Consider the following 18,877-nt stretch of genomic DNA (forward strand, 5'->3'; position numbering starts at 1 on the left):
CAAGAGACTCCGCTTTCCGCGCGATGGCGGAGTTGTCACGAATCAAGGTAGGGTGGTACTGCATATCCGTACACTAACCCGATTAGTGCCCATCGCGATGGGTGTATAAAACTGAAGGAGAACAGCCATCCCACAAGAAGCGCGATTGAGAGACAGATACCGGACATGATCAGTGTTTGCCGAACCCCCGTTTCGCGGTACACGCCGGTGAGTTGTGTCCGTAATGTGCACACCCAAAGCATCAGAAACGACGCTAGTCCAAAGGCTCCGGTGTGGGCGAGAACCGACACCCATGCTCCGTTTTGTCGAGCGGCGAGAGATGTGAAATCGTAGACGGTGAGATTAGGGAGCGTTCTTATTTCGCTCAGATATACTGTCGCTCTTTGGGAGTACTGTCCTAGGCCGAGACCGAACAAAGGGACGTCACTCCAAGTTCGTAATTGTATCAAATAGGACATGTATCTAACCGCAATCGAGCCGCCTCTGGGGTTTCCAGTGACGAGGTCGGCGAAGTGGCCCATTCGCAAGGCGATTGTAGTGATTAACTCTCTCCCGGCTACTTCTCCGATGGTGAGTATCGTCCCACCGACCGGGAGGGAAACGACGACCAGCCGTGAAATAAAACCGCGGAGATGGGCGACAAGTATCCACACACCGACGGCCCCACAAACGAGGGTGACATAGCTTCCCATCGACCCTGAGATAATCAGCCCCATTAACAGGATAACGGCTAATGATTCCTGCGCTCCTTTCTTGAAAAGTATCTCGCTATCAGTAGCGAGACATGGGAGGAGGACTGCAATTCCCGTCAGCAGCGTGTCCCCAAAGAAGGACGGTTCTTTGAAAACTGATGCGGGTCTCAGATATCCTGCACCGGCTCTGTATCCTCGTAGTAGCGTTGTCTCTATCTGTATTTGAAGCACATTTATTATCAACGCCTGCATGATACCGAGGACTGCGACACCGGCGACTAAGAGTACCCAGAACCGAAGCACGGCCCTCATCTCATCTGTCGAGAAGTTCATACTAGAGAGGAGCGTGAATAACACAACACCGTACAGAAGCTGTGCAAACAACGTGAAAAAGTTGAGCGGAGAAACTAATGGGTTTACGATAGAACCGATGGTCGCTAATAGCAAAAATACGCTGGCGGCGACTACGGGAAACGTAACGGCCACCTGCCGCCGATACAGCGCGTATCCGACCAGCGGGACGGTGAGCAGCCAATCCGGCCGCAGGATGGTGGTCCCTCCGGCCGAAATCACGAGTGGCGGGAAATTATTCAGTAGTAATCCGAGCAGATACAGACACGTGAGAGCGACAGGAAGGTTTCGAAATGATTGAGACTGTCGGAGCGCGGTCACCCCTCTAATGCCAAAGCTCATAAGTAGCCTAGATTCTGCAGTCGCTCTTCGACTTTCTCCTCATTCATCGAACCCTCTTGGTGCTCCGGCGAGAACACCGGTATCGTCCGCCGTTGTCGGTCGTCCGTAACTGCTTCAGTGAAAATCTCGGAACGAATTTCCCCCTCCATGGTTTCGACGGTGGGAAGATCGTGGAGATACAGCAAGGTGGGCGTGATGTCGACCGCATCGCACGTGATACTCGACCCGCGTATCTCGTCTCCGCTTAGTATGAAGACTCCTGTCGGTTCGTGGTCGGCGACACGGTCACCCGGTTCCTGTAGGCGCTCGTCCTCTAACTCGACACCCGCAGTGTACTTCCACTCTTTGGGCTGAAGTGTGATATCCGGTGTCCGTTCGTTGACGGTCGGATACAGTTCCTCGGTTCGAGTGGCTTCCTCGAAAATCGGCTCTCCAGTTTCAGGGTCTTTTACGTCGGTGAATTCAGAAATTAGCTCGTCTCGAAGTTCCTCGTAGCCCGAGTCTGGAACCGGTCCGTGTTCGAAATCTTGGCCGTGAACGAACACACCGCCGCCGTTTCCGACTGCAAACGCTTCCGTCTGTTCCCAATCTACGAACTTCGATAGCGACCGCGTACTGGCAGTCGTTTTCGACCGGAATCGAGCAATGGCCTCTGTGGGAGTTTTCTCACGAATGAAACTCTTGACCGGTCGGGGAAAACTGGTTGCAGCGGACCACACGTTGTTGACGAGGGCCTGTTTCAATGAACTCGTGAGTCCGGGTTTCGCCTGTTCGAGATACCCCCATTCGCTGAGTAGCGTGTTTACGTTCACTCTCTTTTCGATCCGACGAGCCCCGTGGTCAGAGAGGACACAAACGGTAACGTCATCACTAGCAGCCTGGATGAGGCTTCCGACTGCAGTATCCATATATTTGTAGAACTGCTCCACAGCGTTTTCGCCATCGATTTGTTCGTCCCACAGATAGTGTTGAATTCGGTCGATACCCATAAACACTGTCCAGAGCAGTTCGGGATTGTACTGCTCCATCAGTTGGAGCGTCGCTTGTAGCTGTGACTCGGTGAGGCTCTGAATTTCGTTGTAAAAGGCCTCTACCCCGTCGCTCGGTCGCCTTTCTGGATCGACGCGGTAATTTACGCTCTCTAAGATGTCGTTAACTTTTGGCGGGTGTCCTATATTCTCGCTCTCGTGGATGGGTGGTCCAGAAACAAAGAAAGAACCGACCTTTCGGGGTGGGTACGCCATCGGAAAGTTCACCACTCCAATCGAATGGCCTTCGCGCTCGAAGAGATCCCAGATAGCTGGCCGCGTCATTTTCGAATAAGTCGTCGGAGAAAGCTGGTAGGTTTCTCGATTCAATTCTAAGAAATCGTGAACTCCGTGTGTTCCGGGACTTACGCCGGTCGAGATTGAGGTCCACGCTGGCGGCGTTAACGGGGGAGTGGTTGACTGGAGGTTTCCTTTCACCCCGCTGTCGAGCAACGACTGGATATTTGGGAGACTCCCTTCGTCAAGGAGTGGATCGAGAAATCTCCATGTCGCACCGTCCAACCCAATGACCAGAGTCTTCATTGTCACATTCTTCCCCTCCACATCAATAATAAGGATGCCGATTTTCGCGGTGTGACTGCGTAGGCGAATCAATTTCCAGACGCGGGGGCTTTTGAGTCTGGAGAACGAGACTGTTGTCCCGATTCCGATTGTTGGCGCAGTTTCAGCTGGATGCTCTGTACTCCGTTAACGATTATCGAACGAGACAGCGCTTATCCGCGTTTTTTCTGTGATTTGATACAACTCTCTAAAGAAGTCGAAACAACGCTTTCCTCGGTGTATCGTGCGTCTCTGTGACACGAGCACACCTATCCGGTACTAACCACTCGGTCCTACTCTGATTCTCCTTGGGCGAGCGCCGTTACCGACGCAGATAGCCGTTCCGACCAATCGAACCAACGAACTATCCGATACGCCTCGGCGTAATCCATCCCGACTTCCATCCCCCGTTGCTGTGCTTTCGTTCGAATACCTTTCTCTGAGCGGGGATGGGGCCACTCCTCAATTTCGGTATCGATTTCGCTCATCGCTTGAATCTTCAGTTCGATCGTTTCCGAAATGTCGACGTAGAAATTGGGCTCAAACTCGACATCGTTCCACTCTGACGAACTAAGTATCTCACACGTCATAATTCTTGTCTGGGAATCAATGGACCGGCCGACAATCATTGCGCTTTCGAACACCATCCGGTGGTCCTGATTCACATCCGTCTTCGCATTGGTGATAATTAAGTCCGGCTTGATATCGAGATTCTCGAACTGCTTGTTGAGTTCGATTAGCGGGCTTTCGTCAAATCGCTGATTCGGAAATCCTAAGAAATGAACGTTCATCTCGTCGACACCGAGGATTTTTGCAGCCCGCTTCGCTTTCGGTCTGTTGTCGATGTCCTTCGGCGGGTGGAGCAAGCCGTCAGTAACATAAACAATGTGAACATCGTGGCCAGCCTCGATCATCTGTGGAATAAGACCCCCGACTCCGAGAATATCATCGTCAACGTGGCTCACGTAAATGGCGACTTCCATACTCGGACATCTATGGAAGGCAGCCTAAAACGTTCCCTTTTTCAATCGGATAGCTTCCATCGTGGTTTTCTGCTTCGATTTGTAATGTTCCGTTTCCGGTTTGTACCAGTAACTCATCATCGGTCATCGTTTCCAGTATCTCCCCTACCTGCCCTCGGACAGCGGTCGGATGGTCGATAGACGCGTGCCACACCGTTACCTTATCCATTTTATGATACGTAAACGCTCCCGGATACGGACGTGTTTGCCCACGGATAAAATTATAAATAGTTGACGCGCTTCGCTCCCAATCGATTAGGCCCATGTCCGGCCGACGAGGATGAGTGTAAGTTGCTTCGTCGGTGTTCTGAGGTGTTCGGGGAAACGTTCCCTCCTCGAACTTTGGGAGTACATCGTCAAGGAGTGCAACTGAGGTGTCGGTCATCTTCTCGTGAAGATCATGTGCCTCGTCCTCGTGGTCTATCGGCACCGATTGTTGTACGACAATATCGCCACTGTCGACACCTTCATCGAGCCAGAACAGTGTGACTCCAGTTTCCGTGAGCCCGTGTATGAGCGCCCATGCGACAGGTGCGCGCCCCCGTCGCTTTGGTAGTAGTGATAAATGCCGGCCGACGCAGCCGACCTCGGGAAGTGAGAGTACCTCCTCGTTGAGAAGTTCCTGCCACGCCATCACCAATAGTATGTCGAGGTCGTACTTCCGAAGTTGGCGCTTGGTACTCTCGTCGTTGATGCTGTCGATCTGTATCCACCGGTCACCGTACTCCGGGTAAGTGGCGAACCCAGAAATACGGTCACGATGCGAGTCCGAAAAGGAAACGACGACCTCGGGGTTTACGCTCGAACTTTCGAGGATTGCCTTGCTCACTTCTGTCGAACCAACATAGCCGTATTTCAGTGCCATCCAACACACCTTTGACCAACAGAGGTGTTGTAATTTTGGGTCTTATCCGGAGCGGTCTTCAGCTATTCGAGCCAGTTTATTGTTCTGGCGATTCTCCTGTCGCCTCGCCAAATCCCTCGTTCAAAGCCGATTCGAGAATCTCCCGAAACCGTGTGCTATAGGCTTCGCGGGTGTGCTCTTCTCGGGCCCGTTCGCAGGCTTGTCGAGACTTCTTTTGCAGTTCATCGGGGGCAATAGTTATCGCCTTCTCGATAGTTCTGCGAATGGTGTCGATTTCGTGATCCGGAATCTGAACCCCCCACTCACCAACGTTACTGGCTACTTCGTGGGTTATAATCGGTACAAGGCCGCGTTTCATACAATGAGCTATACTCCCCGGAAATCCCTCTGTAATTCCCGTGTGAATCATGTAGCCACATTGTTTGGTTAGCTCTTGGAATTTGTCAGACCTCACATCGACCCACCCGACCGGATGGATATTTTCGGTTTCAAACAATTCCTGTTCGTAGATCTTTGCGAATTCTACATCTGCTTCTAATGGACCACAGACATAGAGGTCAACACCGTCCATCTTGGCAACTGCGTCGAGGGTGATATCCAACCCTTTGTACACGAGGTCTCCTCCGGTGAACCAGAGGAGGTTAGACCGAGCCGTCTCGAAATTTCGCTCGTCTGTGCCACAGTTTAGAAAATCATACGTCGTGGTGTAGATGTTGTAGCACGGCTTGTCGCCAACTTGGTCGAGATACGTCGATTTTGTGTACTCGTCGCCAATCACTACGAGTGCGTCAGCTAGCTCCTCGGCCTTGGTTTCCGGTAGAAGACGACTGGGCTCACGCTCCGTATCTCGTCGCTCGTTCAGCCGTTCGACGTGTTCCCGTACAGCAGGATTTCGCTGACTCCAGTGCATCCCCGCCCCGTAGTATATCTTCGTGGTGTCGGCGTCTAAATTGCGGGCGAACCGCTCGAAGTTCGGTTCGCACCCGAACAGGACATCGTATTTACTGTAATCCTCCGGTTCTACAGCTCCATTTAACGAGTAAATATCGACTCCGTACCCTAAGTCATGGAACGCCCGAGCAATCTCCCGGCCTTGCCAAACGCTCTGTCTCGGTGTCGAGTAAAACTTCGGAAATTGGAATCCATCGTAGTAGTGGCTGACACTGTACGAGATGAGAACGTACTTTTGCGAATCATCAGGTGGCGAGAAATAATCCGTAACAGATTCTCCTTCGAGCCAGTGATTGACCTCGTCAATACAAATATCGACTGCGCGCTTCTTGTTGAAGTTCCACGTGTGTTTTAGCATCGCCAGCTTCGATACAACCGATGGCATTTGAACTGGTGGTGTATCTCTCGTGGCGATATATACTTTTTGCCGTACTTGCTCGGGCTCAATTCTTCATCTTTACATGGGAGATGTTCTAACTACGACCGAATGGAACTCCGCAGGTACGTCCGTTGGCTCTTTTCTCCAGCGGAAGGGCTCTCAAACCGTGCGGTTCACAGCGGAGTCTGGTCGTTTGCCCTCAACGGTGCCAACCGAGTAGTACAACTTCTCAAAACCATAATCCTAGCGAATCTTCTCAGTCCAGACGCCTTTGGCTTAGTCGCAATCGCAATTATCACGTTCGAAGTGTCACAGAAAATCACAGATATCGGCTTCGATCACGCTCTGGTGCAACGAAAGGAGTCGAACGTTGACGAGTATATCGATACGACGTGGGTAGTACAAGCGTTCCGAGGGGTTGTTTTGCTCGTCTCTCTTTCCTTAGTGGCCCCACTAATCGCCACTTGGTTCTCTGACCCGCGTCTCACCCCAGTAATTCGCGTATTCGCACTCGTCGCTCTCCTCGATGGTGTCATTAATCCTGCAATTATATATTTCCAGAAGGATTTAGAGTTACACAGGGAGTTTGGCTACCGATTTTCTGGAACGGTCGCGAACGTCGGTACTGCCATTCTAACCGCAGTCTGGTACGAGACGTTCTGGGCGCTGGTGGTGGGAATCATCGCTGGAAAGATAGTCGAACTGCTCATGTCGTTCGTGGTTACCGACTACCGGCCAAAGTTCAGATTCAACCGTGACCTTGCGGGAGAGTTACTTCAATTCAGTAAATGGGTGTACACATCCTCGATTACCATCTACATCGCTCAACAGGGCGATGACAGTCTCGTTGGGTGGTTGCTTGGCTCCTCCGCGCTTGGTCTCTATCGACTTTCTTTCCAATTCGGCAACGCGCCCGCTACCGAAATCGCAAACGTCGTCTCGTCGGTGACTTTTCCGCTGTATTCGAAACTTCAAGACGACACTCCGGCGCTCAGGCACACGTTCAAGCGCGTGACTGAGGCGGTTTTTGTCGCCGCCCTTCCCGCAACGGTAGGTATCGTACTCGTCGCACCGCCGTTTACCAAGGTCGTACTCGGTGAACAGTGGACCCCGATGATTCCGGCACTGCAGATTCTCGTTATTGGTGGGTTCGTTCGGACGGTCGCTCAGACGGGTCGTTCACTATTTCGTGGTTGCGGCGTCCCGCGGTGGGACTTCTGGATGAACGTGGTGCGGTTGGCTGTAATTCTACTCACTATCTGGCCACTGACACAGGAATTTGGCATCGAAGGCGCCGCTCTGAGCGTCACGCTCGGTTTATTTTCGATGCTCCCCCTGTGGCTGTTTCAAACTCAACGTATTACTGAAACTCCCTTTCGCCACTACCTCAAAATATTTCTCGTTCCCGCCAGTGCGTCCGTAGTGATGGCCGTTCCGGTGTATCTCGTTCGTAGACCGACCCTGTTCGGATTTTTAGCTTCGGTGACGGTTGGGGTTTTTGTATATTCTGTTACAATTTACGCTATTCTTCGAATCCTCGGTCGTCGGCCGGTTGCCGAGCTTCGGCAGATTACGGAAACTCTATCGTGATATGAGGTCTGACTCTCTGTTCTACAGTAGACCACGATCGGATTCCACAAACACTCCGAGAACGGTGTCGAATTGATACTGCCCTGAAATTAGGGAGTCCTTCAGAATGTAGAATAGAGCCTAAAAGTAGTCGAACCGTCACCAGAAGATTGATGTATCCAACAAAAAGTAACCGGTACAATGACTGCTGATTGGACTGTTGTTCATATTCTCACACATAGTTCCACTAAGCGTTCCGCACCCGAGTTCAATGTAAAGCACGGCTGGCACGCCCGACTTGGCCGCGCGATAGACGAGTACGCCGAATTAAATACTGATATCGAGTGCTGGTCCGTTGATTACGGTCATGACGTACCGCACACCGAAACAGAAGACGGCATAGTGTACCGTTCGTTTCCGTCACGCCAACCCCTGCCAACTATTCCGTGGATTGAACACCGACTTCCCACAATTAAGTACGTCCGTCGTACATTCGACTTCTCGATTCCGCTTCTCCGTAAGGTCCGAGAGTACGTCCGTTCTGACAAGAACGTTGCGTTCCACTTTCACTCCCTCACGTACTTAAACACCTATCTCCTTACTGAACTCTTCCGAGACGCTCCTATCTTCTTGCAACATCACGGCGGATTACGGGGGATTCCGATTTTCGACCGGACCGTCTATCCGCACGCGGATCACGTGTTCGTGATAACCGAACTGAAGCGTCAGCGACTAATCGAAAAAGCCGGACTTCCAGCAGACCAAGTGACCGTTCGTCCGATGGGGTTCGACCCGAAAACGTACTCGCCCGAGGCGGTCGAACCATCAGACCTCGGTTTCACGGAAGACGAATTGTTGTTCTACATCGGGCCGCTCGATAGTTCGAAAGGGTTTGACCGCATCCTCTCCGCATTTAAATCAATTCGAGAAAACCGAGACGTTGGACTCGTCGCACTCTGTCATAACTCCTCTCAGCCCCTCTATTCGGAGGTCAAAAAAACTGAAGGGGCATACCCATTAACGGAGTTCTTAGAGACACGGGAAGTCGTTCAGTATTACAACGCGGCCTCGGCTTACGTCTCGTACCCGCTCTCGAATTCTTCTCTCGCCGGGGGTGGTGGACTGATTTCGCCAGTCGAGTCACTTGCCTGTGGGACACCAACCGTCTCCTCCGTCGCGCGATTTTTCCCATCATCTACCGACGGTGTGTACGCCGAACTCGATAGGTCGTCCGACTTAGCCGATGAGATTTCCAACATGTTGGAACACCCGCCTGAGTTGGACTCCTGTCGTGAGTTCGCCGTCGAACACTTCTCGTGGGCAAATGTCGCGGCGGATGTCGGGCAGACGTATACGAAGACCCTGGGGATAGAACGATAGCGCGCAAATAAGAACCGAAGAATACAATGTAATTCCCTTAGAAACAGCTACCTGTATTAGGATGTCGCTTGGAGTACTCCTTCGGAAGCTACGTGACAATTATCGTGACGGGGATTGGTGGCGACGGAATCTCTCACTACGTAACGGAATCGTTCCTGCCTATTTTCTCGCAAGGGACGACCCGGAGAACGGCGTCGATATTGTGGCAGAGGACTGGGATAACCTCCTCATTCTCGATGCGTGTCGCTACGATATGTTTTCCAGACTGAATACGCTACCGGGCGACCTCGAACGCCGACGGTCACGTTCGTCCTCGACGGGGACGTTCCTAAATCGGAACTTCTCGAACGGGCCGTATCACGACATCGTCTACGTGACCGCAACACCGATGCTCAACATCATGCTCGATACCGAGAACCTGTTCCACGATGTCATCAACGTTTGGGAGTCAGCGTGGAACGAGGAGTTTCGGACGGTCATGCCCGAAACCATGGCCGAGGCAACGCGGGAAGCATACGAGCAGTATCCGAACAAGCGAATCATCGCCCACTTCGTCCAGCCGCATTATCCATTCATCGGCGAAACCGCCCGAGAGAATTTGCCGGAGCAACGTGGGTTCGAGAGGGGACGTAAAGAAGTGCTTACCGGAGATGGTGAGGTCCAAGCGAAAGCTATCTGGAAACAGCTCGAAGAAGGCGCAATCGACCGAGAATCAGTACAGGAGATGTACGACGAGAATCTCGAAACAGTACTTGAGGCTATCGAACCACTCGTCGAACACTTCGATGAGCGGACTATCGTTACCTCCGACCACGGAAACATGCTCGGAGAGTTCGCCTGGCCCTTCCCGATCCGAATTTACGGACATCCCGAAATTCGAACTGACGAGCTCGTGACCGTCCCTTGGCTCGTCATCGGCGGAACTACCCGAAAGGAGCTTATCACCGATAGCCCGGTGGAACAGGGAGATACCGTCGAGAGTACGGTCGCTCGGGAGCGACTGGCAGATCTTGGCTATGTGGATAGTTGAGTTCACCAGCAAATCTACGCCGAATCTAAGCTTTGACGGTAGAAGTAGAAACAACCTTAAGCAGTAGTAAACCACACAGACACAATGCTCAGGTCAATTAAAGATGACGTGGAAACCCTTCGAAGATGGTCCTCGAAAAGACGGTGTGAAATCCAACATTACGGGATTCGAGGAGCTAGTGTGGCTACGAAGGAACTTTTTTGGCAAGGCGCACTCCGCGTAGCAGGTAAGTACATCTGGAACTATGGAACGCCAATTTACGAACAAGAGTGGGACGTTCTCGTCGTCCTCGATTCGTGTCGCGCCGACCTCATGCAGGAGGTGTCGGCGGAGTATAACTTTCTTCCCGACGATATTCCGACGACGAACTCGGTTGGTTCGTTTACCGGTGAATGGGTCCAGAAGAACTTCTCTAACCAGTACGCCGACGAGATGGCCCACACGGCATACGTAACTGGGAATCCGCACTCAGATATGACCGATCCGAACGATTGGGCTCAGCTAAGCGAAGTATGGCGACATTATCGGGATGAAATCGGTATCATCCATCCACGGGTGATGACGGACCACGCCATAGCAACGGACCGCCGTACCGATTTCGAGCAGATGATTGTCCACTATATGCAACCACACCAGCCGTTTCGTTCGCTTCACGAATTTGATGACGCGCCCGAGTGCCTTCCGAGAGATATCTGGCGACATCTACAGTTAGGTACTGTTACTCGAGACGACGTGTGGGAGGCGTACAAGGATAACCTTCGGTGGGTTCTCGACGATATCAACTTACTCTTCGAACAACTTGACGACCGACGAATCGTAATCACTTCCGACCACGGGAACGCCCTTGGGGAGTGGGCTTTGTACGGCCACTCTCGATACTTACCAACCCCTCAGCTTAAACGAGTCCCTTGGATTACCCTCCCGACGACCGAAACCACTGACACGTACGAGCCGAAACGGACTGATGCTCTTGATGAAGGGAGTCCAGAAGACGTGGATATAGAGCAACAGTTGGAGGCGCTTGGCTATCGGTAGCTCCTGAGTGTACAACTATATCCACAAGCTATGACCTTGCAGGTGTGCAGAGCATACGATACTACGTTAACGGGGAGCGATTAAGTACCGTCGATAGCCATACAGACATATGACTACTCCATCAGACACTGCCAAGCTTCTAAAACACCTTGACCTCAAACAGTACGAGGCAACTGCACTTGAACATCTCTTTTCGCTTGGTCGCACAACTGCACCGAACCTCGCTGAAGCCACTAACATTCCACAGGCACGTATCTACAGCGTGCTCAGTTCGCTCGCTGATATGGGTTATGTAAAGGTGATTCCGGGACGCCCGAAGAAGTACCAGTCCAAGCCACCCGACGAAATCATCGACCGTGCCTGCGAAAATCGTCGACAGTCGTTCGAGTCCTACCGCAGAGAAATTGAATCCATCCGCGATGAATTCCTCAACACCTTTGGACCACTGTACGAACAGGCGAGCAAGGACATCACACCTACCGAAGAGCTATTCTACGTAGTTGGTGTCGGTGAGCCGAGTGAAACCGAAACGCGCCAACTCTACACTGATGCCAAGGAGAGAGTTAACGTTCTCACTAAGAGCTTCGAATACTTCGACGAGGTCGAACCCGCTTTTTCCGATGCCGTTGAGCGAAATCTTACGGTCCAACTTATCTTTCTCGATCCGCGTCACCTCTCTGCCGAGAACAAGACTATTCAACGAGAAACTGTCACCACAATTGATGCGACCTATCCTGAAGTCAACTACCGTTTCAGCAGGGAGAAGCTACCGTGGCGCGGAACCCTTGTTGACCCGAGCATGAACTACGATACGGGAAAGGCCATCTTTCTTGTCGAGGAAAAAGATGTCCCGCTCCATATGCGACAGGCTGCAGTCACCGAAAACGGGTCGTTCGTCGCGGGAATGAAACGATATTTCGAGCTCATCTGGGAACACGACAGCTACAAAACGCCACGCAACTGACTTTGCTATCTCCCTTTTTGACGGATGAGTTCTCGAACCGACTCCTCAACTGAGTGTTCCGTTGTCCAGCCGAGTTCCGTCCGCGCTTTGGTCGTATCTACCTTGAAGTCGCTCACGAGCGTCTCGTCCGAACGCGGATTATCGACGAGCGCCACCTCGGTTTCGATACCCGCGTCTTCGACGGCAATCTCTCGTACTAGCTCGGCCACCGCTATCACGCTCGGGTCCTCGTCGCTCGCAACCTCGTACTTCGAGACGCCGGTTTCGCCCGCTTCGAGTTGGTCGAGCATGGCCTCCGTACTTCGAATGTACGCCCGCGACACGTCCTTGACGTGAACGTAGTTACGCGACTGGGTCCCCGGTTCGTAGACGGTCAACGGTTCGTCGGAGAACACCCGATTCACGAAGAAATTGATGACAGTCCCCTTCGAAACCGTCTCGTCGCCGATTTCGTGTTCGCCGTAGAGGTTCGACTTGAGGTAGAGGTGGGCCGGGAACGCACCTTCGGCCATATCTTCGATGATGTGTTCACCGAGGAGTTTCGTTCGTCCGTACCAGTTGAACGGATCCCGCGGCATGTCCACGGTGATAGGGAGCGTCTCCGGGTCGCCGAGGACCGCCATACTGAACGGAAACACCAGTCCCGCTCCTGTCTTTCGGCAGAACCACGCCACGTTCGTCGTTCCCTGCACGTTGACCTCGTACGCGAGGTCGGCGTTGGCTTCACAGTCCTCGACGCCGCTGATTGCAGCCAAGTGCAGAACGATATCGGCACCGTTGAGCGCGGTTTCGAGTCGGTCCCGATTGCGAATATCGATGTGCTGGACCGAAACGTCGCCGATCTCTCGCACCGTGCCCAAGTAGAAGTTGTCGAGCGCGACGATTTCCCAGTCGGGATGTTCTTTGCGGAGGAGGGATACGACTTGACTTCCGATGTATCCCGCTGCACCGGTCACTGCAATCGTGGGCGCGTCTCGGCGCCGGTCTGATTCGTCGGTTGTCATTGGTCGATAGGTCGTTGGTTTGTGGTGACTTCACCGGGTACATAGCTCGCTCGGAAGCTGTTCGTGAGGTCTTGAACGCCGTCACGAACCGTCCACCGCGGTTCGAATCCGGTCTCGGCGAGTCGGTCGAAGTTCACGTGATACGACGGACCGGGGTGTTCGTCTTCGAGGTACGTGATGTCGAGTCCGGCATCGACCTCCTCTCGAACTATCTCCGCGATATCTGCAATCTGGTAGTTCTCGTCGTTCGCGCCGACGTTGTACACCAACTCCGACCACGAATCTGGGTCGCACGCCGCGTTCTTGAACGCTCGCGCCGAGTCTTGTACGTGGATGAACGGCCGCCAGTTCGTTCCGTCGCCGTACACCGTGAGCGGGCGGTCCGTGAGCGCACGAAAGACGAAGTGATTGATCACGAGATTGAACCTGATGCCGGGCGCGTAGCCGTAGTTCGTACTCATCCGCAGTGCCGTCCCGCGGAAGTCCCCGTCGGAAACGTACTCAGCGAGCAACTGCTCGGCTTCGTGCTTCGTCTCTGCGTAGGGGTTGAGCGGGTCGGGTTCGACCGACTCGTCGATGTCCGTACTGGTCGCTCGACCGTAATTGTTGCACGACGAAGCGAACACGACGTTCTCGACATCAAACTTCGCGGCCGCAGTCAGCACGTTTCCGGTACCATCGAGGTTGATTGCGTACGTCTCCTCGCGGCGGTCGTGGGTGCTTCCCGCGCCCGTGACGGCCGCGAGGTGAACGACGGTATCGACGTTCCGCATCGCGTTCTCGACATCGCCGTACTTGCGAACGTCGCCTCGGCGGAAGTCCAGTCCCGAATCGGTCCCGACGCGAGCGCCGAACAGATTGCGAGGCGACCCGGTCGAGAGGTCGTCCAGAACTGTGACCCGCTCAACGCTGTCGTCGGCCTGCAATTTCGGAACGAGGACGCTCCCGATGTATCCACAGCCGCCTGTGACGAGGACGTTCATGGGTGCTCAGTCGTCTGCTTCCGCCGCCGTCTGCTCGTTCTGCTCTTCGAGTACGCCGGGGAGGAATCTGTCCTCGTGGGCGGTAATCGTGTCCTCGTACTGTTCGAGCGTCTCGAAGATGTCGCGGACGCCCTCCTCGAAGGTCTGTGCCTGCTCGCCGATGAGACCCGCGTAATTGTCGTTCTCGATTTCCATCTTGTGGGTCTCGTCTTCGTCGCGGGGGTTCTCGAAGTGTTCCACGGCGACTTCGTAGTCGAATTCGGCGGCGACATCCGCGATGGTTTCAGCCACCTCGACGATGCTGATTGCGCGCGTCACCTGATTGTAGACCGCAAAGTCGTCTGGGCGCGTCTCGGGGTCGGCGAGCGCGAGTTGTGCGAGACCTTCCACGGCGTCTTCGAGGCTGATGAACGGCTTTCGCTGTTCCCCCTTGCCGTAGACGGTGACGGGGTAGCCAGCGACCGCCTGCGCGCAGAAGCGGTGGGCGACCGTCCCGAAGTAGTAATCGAAGTCGAACCGAGTCTTGAGGTGGTAGTCGCCCGCGCGGGTCTCTGCGGTTTCGGTCCCGTAGACGATTGCCGTCCGAACGTCGCTGACGGGGATGTCGAACTGCTTGTGCGCGAGTCGCATGTTCGCCGCGTCGTGGGACTTGGTGAGGTGGTACCAGCTACCCGCCATCGCCGGGAACGGAACCTCGTCGCGCTCGCCCTGATTCTCCATCGTCGCGCCACCCTCAGGGATGGGGAACTCCGGCGCACCGTAGACGCCAGTCGTCGTCGTCTCGATGAAGTGGGTGTCCGTGAGGTCGTGCTCTTCGAGGCCCCAGAGCAGATTCCGCGTCGCTTGAAGATTGTTGTGCTGCGTGTAGTTCGCGCGCTCGCCGTTTATTTGCGAGTACGGTGCGGAGGGTTGTGCGGCGGCGTGAACGACGGTGTCGGGTTCATGGACCGCCAATAGTTCGTCCACGAAGCTCTTATCCGTGAGGTCGCCCTCGACGAACGAGAGATTTCGAGTTCCGAGACGCGACTTTGCGGCACCGATTCGCTCGTCCATCGGTCGAATCGGGACTGCACTCGTACTTCCGATTTCGCCGACCCACTCCCGGCGACCGAAGTTATCGACTAGAACTACGCGGTCGTCCGTGCGGTCGGCGATACGGAGTGCGGTGGGCCATCCGAGGTATCCGTCGGCTCCCGTCACAAGGGTTGTCATGAGTTACTCAGATTGCGAGTAACCTACGTGAAAAGTATTGTTATTTGCACTTGAACCAAGCTAACGACGAGTCGTTCTAACAAGGATTCCCGTTCCAGTGGTAGTTCCCCGTCAAAATATGCGCGTCCTGAACGACACCGTTAGTCGTCTTCTCTCTGTTCGCTCAACCGCTCTGCGATCTCGATGCAACCGTCTCCATCGGCTAGACAGGATAGATGATCCGTTTGGTCGTCTTTCTCAGTTGTTTTGGAGTTACTCATGTCTTGAGTAACTCGCCTCAGTGAAGGGTTATTAATGTTTCGGAACTGATGATAAGCCTCATTCGCGACGATTGTATCGAACAGCGTTGAAACGACATAACTCGGTCACAACCTGAATAATGCTCTACGATTCCTATCGATGTCCCGCGGAGAACGCCCTCGAGGCGGTGCCGACAGGTGCCATCGCCTACTGCCCCCGAGGCAACGCGCTCTGTCTATTCTGGGGTCCAACGCCCGTGAGCACCGACGACCGACCCCGCGCCGCTTCTCCGGTGAACGTGGTCGCAGAGATCGACGACATCGCGCCGCTCACAGAGACAGTCGGTGGCGGACGTGTTCGCATCGAGCGCGGATAATGGCCACCATCCCTCGGAGAATCAGCCGCAACCGTTAATCTGCTCACCCGAGGTCCTCGACCAACTCCACGACGTACCCGTCAGGCCCTGCCAGAAACGCTACCCGCGCATCAGCAGCGTCGATGGTCGTCGGCGGCTCCACCACGTCACAATCGGTCGCGTCGACGATTCGCTCGAACTCAGCGTCCGTATCGTTAACGGACACCGCCACGTGGTCGAGTCTCGAACGGTCCGTCTCAGGAACTTCCCGGTCGGGGTCGTAGCGAAGTTGGATTTCGCCGCGGTCGCCACCGACGTAGACGTTCTCGACGCCGTCGAGGGTGAACGACCAGTTCTCCGAGAGTCCGACGCCGTCGACGAAGAACTCGCGGGCTCCTTCCATGTCTGACACCCAGATAGCCGCGTGGATAACATCCATACGACGGCCACAGGCTGGAGGGTAGTAAATCCTCACTCCGAGGCGGAAGACGGCCCGTACGAAAAATCACTCTTCCAACAAAATAGACACCTCCCCCTACTCGTCCTCCAACAGCGCCTCGTCGCCGTACTGCTCGCGCAGCGAGCGCAGATACGCTCGCTGGTCGTGAAGCCGGTCGGTCGGCTCGGCGTACGTATCCTCGAACATATCGTCCGGGTCGGCATCGTACGCCTCGAATCGTTCAACAGCCTCCGCAAGCTCGGCCTCGATTTCGTCGTCCATCGCGCTCACTCGGTCGTCGTCGAGCCGACCCGTGTCCCGAAGAAACGTCTCGAACCGGTCGAGCGGGTCGCGCTGTCGCCAGCGTTCGACCTCCTCGTCGTCGCGGTACACTGAGGGGTCGTCGGCGGTGGTGTGGGCACCGAATCGGTACTGGACCGCCTCGATGAGCGTCGGTCGCGGGCGGTCGCCAGCCGTCTCCCGCGCCTTCTCGCGGGCGGCCCGCGTCACCACGTACGTCGCGAGCGGGTCCATGCCGTCCACCTGCACGCCCTCGAAGCCGTACGCCTGAGCTTTCTGAGCGAAGGTCTCGCTCGCGGTCTGGCGCTCGCGCGGGACCGAGATGGCCCACTGATTGTTGTTGCAGACGAACACCGCCGGAACGTCGTACACGCCCGCGAAGTTGAGCGCCTCGTGGAAGTCGCCCTCACTGGTCGCGCCGTCACCGAAGTGCGCGACCGTCACGCGGTCGTCGCCCCGAAGTTTCGCGGCCCACGCGAGTCCGACCGCGTGGGGAAGGTGGTCGCCGATGGTGATGTTGAGCGGGAAGACGTTGATGTCGGCGAGCGCCGCGTTTCCGCGTTCGTGACCGGCCCAGTAGAGTAAGTACTCCCACGGGAATCCTCGGGCGACGACGGCTCCGTGCTCGCGGTACTGATAGGAGATGATATCCTCGTCGGCGAGTGCGTACGTCGAGCCGATTTGAGACCCTTCCTGACCGGCGAGCGAGGCGAACGTTCCCAGTCGGCCCTGGCGCTGGAGGCTAATCGCGCGCTCGTCGAGCCGTCGGCAGAACCGCATGTCGCGGTACATCGACACGAACGTCTCGTCGTCGAGGTCCGGCACGAGGTCGGGGGCGACGACGCGACCGTCGGAGTCGAGCACCTGAATTCGGTCGTCCGGCGGACGCGATAGCAGTTCGTCTGTGTGCGTCATTCGATACCGGTCATATCGGAGACCGAGTACAAGAAACACGGGGTGGTGGCAGGCCGCGTCCGTCTCCTACTTGTCGCCTCTCGAAACGAACGTAGCAACGTGGACATCTCAGGGCACGTGTACGCAATGTGAAACCGAGGAGATCCTCGACCAAGCTCTGCACGAGTGATGTTCGAGAAACACAACAGTTTAGCGACTGCCCTTTCGAAACTCCCAAACACGTCACCATCCATGCCTCTCATCGACGACAAGGGCCGAATCTTCGGCACCGTCAACATCATCGACGCGCTCGTCGTCCTGCTCGTCCTCGCGGTCGCCGCTGCGGGCGCGGCGTTCGTCCTCGGTACGGGCGACCAACCGAATACAAGCTCAGCGACTGACGAACCAATCAACACCACCACATCCATCACCTTCGAAATCACGGGCGTCCAGCCCTACGTCGCCGATGCGATTCCCGAAGGCGAAATCGACTCGGACACCATCGACGCTGTCGAGAGCAAGTCCACAGAATCCAGCAAAGTCGTGGTCGAGGACGAAAACGGCGAACTCCACGAGCGCGAACACCCCCAGAAGCGAACCGTCACCCTCGAACTCGCGCTCAACACGACCGAGACAGATGGAGACATTCTGTACGAGGACGAACCGCTCGAAATCGGCCGCGAACTGAGCCTCGACCTCGGCCACGTTACCGTCGAGGGAACCGTCACGAAACTCCAGTCCGATAGCTGATGTCCACCGAACAGTCCACTCGGAGCTACGCGGACCACTCGGCAATCGTCGCCTTCGTTAGGGGCGCATCTTCTCAGCTCCGCGCGTGGGTCGCCGCATCGTGGTTCGTCCGACTCGGTGCGGCCCTCGGACGCCGATTCGACGTTGCGACCGAAACCTCACGACTCGTTGGGGCGTTCCGAATGCTCGAACGCTGGATTCGCCACTCCTTCGTCTACCGCTGGCTCACGAAGGAACCCGACCCGGACGTGATCGTTATCGACCTCCGCGAGACGCACACGGTCGGACCCTTCATCGCGGTCCTTGACAGACTTGCCCCGCTCGTCGAACGTATCTGGCTCGGGTCGCTCGTCCGCCGAGCGACCGAACGCGTCAAAGCCGCACCGGTTTGGACGTGGGTCGCCGACTCTCGAACCGTGAGTCTACTCGCGGCCGCGCTCGAGCCGCCGAGGTCGCCTGAGGAGCACGGTCGGGAGTAACTCGCGTTCTACGCCTCTATGTTCGAACGCTCGGCAGAGTAATTGTGATGTA

At 55.2% G+C, this 18,877-nt stretch carries 18 protein-coding genes; 8 read left to right on the plus strand and 10 right to left on the minus strand.

Annotation, left to right across the window (positions count from 1 at the left end; genetic code table 11):
• Positions 1-35: 35 nt before the first annotated feature.
• The 5 genes from EKH81_RS03095 to EKH81_RS03115 all read right to left on the minus strand — a co-directional run bounded on the left by EKH81_RS03095 (position 36) and on the right by EKH81_RS03115 (position 6,197).
• Positions 36-1,385 (minus strand): hypothetical protein, encoded by a 1,350-nt coding sequence (locus EKH81_RS03095; protein ID WP_132057809.1) that lies wholly within the window; start codon positions 1,383-1,385, stop codon positions 36-38.
• Positions 1,382-2,956, minus strand: a complete 1,575-nt coding sequence (locus EKH81_RS03100; protein ID WP_132057808.1) for an alkaline phosphatase family protein — start codon at positions 2,954-2,956, stop codon at positions 1,382-1,384. The genes EKH81_RS03095 and EKH81_RS03100 overlap by 4 nt, the downstream gene beginning before the upstream one ends.
• Positions 2,957-3,267: 311 nt before the next feature.
• Positions 3,268-3,957 carry a PIG-L deacetylase family protein gene (locus EKH81_RS03105; RefSeq protein WP_132057807.1) on the minus strand — a complete coding sequence of 230 codons (690 nt, stop codon included), beginning with the start codon at positions 3,955-3,957 and terminating at the stop codon, positions 3,268-3,270.
• A 10-nt stretch (positions 3,958-3,967) separates the two neighbouring features.
• Positions 3,968-4,861, minus strand: a complete 894-nt coding sequence (locus EKH81_RS03110; protein ID WP_132057806.1) for a methionyl-tRNA formyltransferase — start codon at positions 4,859-4,861, stop codon at positions 3,968-3,970.
• A 76-nt stretch (positions 4,862-4,937) separates the two neighbouring features.
• A complete protein-coding gene (locus EKH81_RS03115; protein WP_132057805.1) occupies positions 4,938-6,197 on the minus strand; it encodes a glycosyltransferase in 1,260 nt (419 codons plus the stop codon).
• A 102-nt stretch (positions 6,198-6,299) separates the two neighbouring features.
• On the opposite strand from EKH81_RS03115, the gene EKH81_RS03120 reads away from it, so the two are divergent.
• From EKH81_RS03120 to EKH81_RS03140, 5 genes are all read left to right on the plus strand, one after another.
• Entirely contained in the window at positions 6,300-7,781 is a 1,482-nt protein-coding gene (locus EKH81_RS03120) for a lipopolysaccharide biosynthesis protein (RefSeq protein ID WP_132057804.1), read from the plus strand.
• A gap of 180 nt (positions 7,782-7,961) precedes the next feature.
• Positions 7,962-9,140 carry a glycosyltransferase family 4 protein gene (locus EKH81_RS03125; RefSeq protein ID WP_132057803.1) on the plus strand — a complete coding sequence of 393 codons (1,179 nt, stop codon included), beginning with the start codon at positions 7,962-7,964 and terminating at the stop codon, positions 9,138-9,140.
• Between the two features lie 61 nt (positions 9,141-9,201).
• The gene (locus EKH81_RS03130) at positions 9,202-10,170 is read left to right on the plus strand and encodes a hypothetical protein (RefSeq protein ID WP_132057802.1); all 969 of its coding nucleotides are present in this window, start codon (positions 9,202-9,204) and stop codon (positions 10,168-10,170) included.
• A gap of 180 nt (positions 10,171-10,350) precedes the next feature.
• Positions 10,351-11,205, plus strand: a complete 855-nt coding sequence (locus tag EKH81_RS03135; protein WP_132057801.1) for an alkaline phosphatase family protein — start codon at positions 10,351-10,353, stop codon at positions 11,203-11,205.
• 109 nt (positions 11,206-11,314) lie between these two features.
• Positions 11,315-12,169 carry a TrmB family transcriptional regulator gene (locus EKH81_RS03140; RefSeq protein WP_132057800.1) on the plus strand — a complete coding sequence of 285 codons (855 nt, stop codon included), beginning with the start codon at positions 11,315-11,317 and terminating at the stop codon, positions 12,167-12,169.
• A gap of 5 nt (positions 12,170-12,174) precedes the next feature.
• Here the strand turns inward: EKH81_RS03140 and EKH81_RS03145 are convergent, their stop codons facing one another.
• Genes EKH81_RS03145 through EKH81_RS03155 form a run of 3 tightly spaced genes read right to left on the minus strand, consistent with a single transcriptional unit; the run spans position 12,175 to position 15,368 of the window.
• On the minus strand, positions 12,175-13,173 hold the full coding sequence (locus EKH81_RS03145; protein WP_132057799.1) for an NAD-dependent epimerase/dehydratase family protein: 999 nt from the start codon (positions 13,171-13,173) through the stop codon (positions 12,175-12,177).
• Positions 13,170-14,156, minus strand: a complete 987-nt coding sequence (locus EKH81_RS03150) for an NAD-dependent epimerase/dehydratase family protein (RefSeq protein ID WP_132057798.1) — start codon at positions 14,154-14,156, stop codon at positions 13,170-13,172. Before EKH81_RS03150 ends, EKH81_RS03145 begins: the two co-directional genes overlap by 4 nt.
• Before the next feature lie 6 nt (positions 14,157-14,162).
• A complete protein-coding gene (locus EKH81_RS03155; protein WP_132057797.1) occupies positions 14,163-15,368 on the minus strand; it encodes an NAD-dependent epimerase/dehydratase family protein in 1,206 nt (401 codons plus the stop codon).
• A gap of 379 nt (positions 15,369-15,747) precedes the next feature.
• Here EKH81_RS03155 and EKH81_RS03160 point away from each other — a divergent pair, with 379 nt between their 5' ends.
• Positions 15,748-15,984 (plus strand): cyclophilin-like family protein, encoded by a 237-nt coding sequence (locus EKH81_RS03160; protein WP_132057796.1) that lies wholly within the window; start codon positions 15,748-15,750, stop codon positions 15,982-15,984.
• A 43-nt stretch (positions 15,985-16,027) separates the two neighbouring features.
• Here EKH81_RS03160 and EKH81_RS03165 read toward each other — a convergent pair whose 3' ends face one another.
• Both EKH81_RS03165 and pdhA read right to left on the minus strand, forming a co-directional pair.
• Positions 16,028-16,402 carry a VOC family protein gene (locus EKH81_RS03165; RefSeq protein ID WP_132058218.1) on the minus strand — a complete coding sequence of 125 codons (375 nt, stop codon included), beginning with the start codon at positions 16,400-16,402 and terminating at the stop codon, positions 16,028-16,030.
• 96 nt (positions 16,403-16,498) lie between these two features.
• A complete protein-coding gene (pdhA, locus tag EKH81_RS03170) occupies positions 16,499-17,617 on the minus strand; it encodes a pyruvate dehydrogenase (acetyl-transferring) E1 component subunit alpha (RefSeq protein ID WP_132057795.1) in 1,119 nt (372 codons plus the stop codon).
• Positions 17,618-17,848: 231 nt separating this feature from the next.
• Between pdhA and EKH81_RS03175 the strand changes: the two genes are divergently transcribed.
• Positions 17,849-18,346: a DUF4330 domain-containing protein gene (locus EKH81_RS03175; RefSeq protein WP_132057794.1), complete on the plus strand. Its 498-nt coding sequence runs from the start codon at positions 17,849-17,851 to the stop codon at positions 18,344-18,346.
• The gene (locus EKH81_RS03180; protein WP_132057793.1) at positions 18,346-18,825 is read left to right on the plus strand and encodes a hypothetical protein; all 480 of its coding nucleotides are present in this window, start codon (positions 18,346-18,348) and stop codon (positions 18,823-18,825) included. The genes EKH81_RS03175 and EKH81_RS03180 overlap by 1 nt, the downstream gene beginning before the upstream one ends.
• Positions 18,826-18,877: the final 52 nt, after the last annotated feature.

It is taken from the genome of Halorussus amylolyticus, assembly GCF_004143485.2.
Taxonomy (GTDB): Archaea; Halobacteriota; Halobacteria; order Halobacteriales; family Haladaptataceae; genus Halorussus; species Halorussus amylolyticus.

What these genes read in the sequence shown, in the direction of transcription:
- EKH81_RS03145 (WP_132057799.1), bottom strand. Translation starts at nt 13,173, where the DNA reads ATGACAACCGACGAATCAGACCGGCGCCGAGACGCGCCCACGATTGCA.
- EKH81_RS03110 (WP_132057806.1), bottom strand. Translation starts at nt 4,861, where the DNA reads ATGGCACTGAAATACGGCTATGTTGGTTCGACAGAAGTGAGCAAGGCA.
- EKH81_RS03175 (WP_132057794.1), top strand. Translation starts at nt 17,849, where the DNA reads ATGCCTCTCATCGACGACAAGGGCCGAATCTTCGGCACCGTCAACATC.
- EKH81_RS03160 (WP_132057796.1), top strand. Translation starts at nt 15,748, where the DNA reads ATGCTCTACGATTCCTATCGATGTCCCGCGGAGAACGCCCTCGAGGCG.
- EKH81_RS03105 (WP_132057807.1), bottom strand. Translation starts at nt 3,957, where the DNA reads ATGGAAGTCGCCATTTACGTGAGCCACGTTGACGATGATATTCTCGGA.
- EKH81_RS03165 (WP_132058218.1), bottom strand. Translation starts at nt 16,402, where the DNA reads ATGGATGTTATCCACGCGGCTATCTGGGTGTCAGACATGGAAGGAGCC.
- EKH81_RS03095 (WP_132057809.1), bottom strand. Translation starts at nt 1,385, where the DNA reads ATGAGCTTTGGCATTAGAGGGGTGACCGCGCTCCGACAGTCTCAATCA.
- EKH81_RS03155 (WP_132057797.1), bottom strand. Translation starts at nt 15,368, where the DNA reads ATGACAACCCTTGTGACGGGAGCCGACGGATACCTCGGATGGCCCACC.
- EKH81_RS03120 (WP_132057804.1), top strand. Translation starts at nt 6,300, where the DNA reads ATGGAACTCCGCAGGTACGTCCGTTGGCTCTTTTCTCCAGCGGAAGGG.
- EKH81_RS03140 (WP_132057800.1), top strand. Translation starts at nt 11,315, where the DNA reads ATGACTACTCCATCAGACACTGCCAAGCTTCTAAAACACCTTGACCTC.
- EKH81_RS03130 (WP_132057802.1), top strand. Translation starts at nt 9,202, where the DNA reads ATGTCGCTTGGAGTACTCCTTCGGAAGCTACGTGACAATTATCGTGAC.
- EKH81_RS03180 (WP_132057793.1), top strand. Translation starts at nt 18,346, where the DNA reads ATGTCCACCGAACAGTCCACTCGGAGCTACGCGGACCACTCGGCAATC.
- pdhA (WP_132057795.1), bottom strand. Translation starts at nt 17,617, where the DNA reads ATGACGCACACAGACGAACTGCTATCGCGTCCGCCGGACGACCGAATT.
- EKH81_RS03100 (WP_132057808.1), bottom strand. Translation starts at nt 2,956, where the DNA reads ATGAAGACTCTGGTCATTGGGTTGGACGGTGCGACATGGAGATTTCTC.
- EKH81_RS03125 (WP_132057803.1), top strand. Translation starts at nt 7,962, where the DNA reads ATGACTGCTGATTGGACTGTTGTTCATATTCTCACACATAGTTCCACT.
- EKH81_RS03150 (WP_132057798.1), bottom strand. Translation starts at nt 14,156, where the DNA reads ATGAACGTCCTCGTCACAGGCGGCTGTGGATACATCGGGAGCGTCCTC.
- EKH81_RS03115 (WP_132057805.1), bottom strand. Translation starts at nt 6,197, where the DNA reads ATGCCATCGGTTGTATCGAAGCTGGCGATGCTAAAACACACGTGGAAC.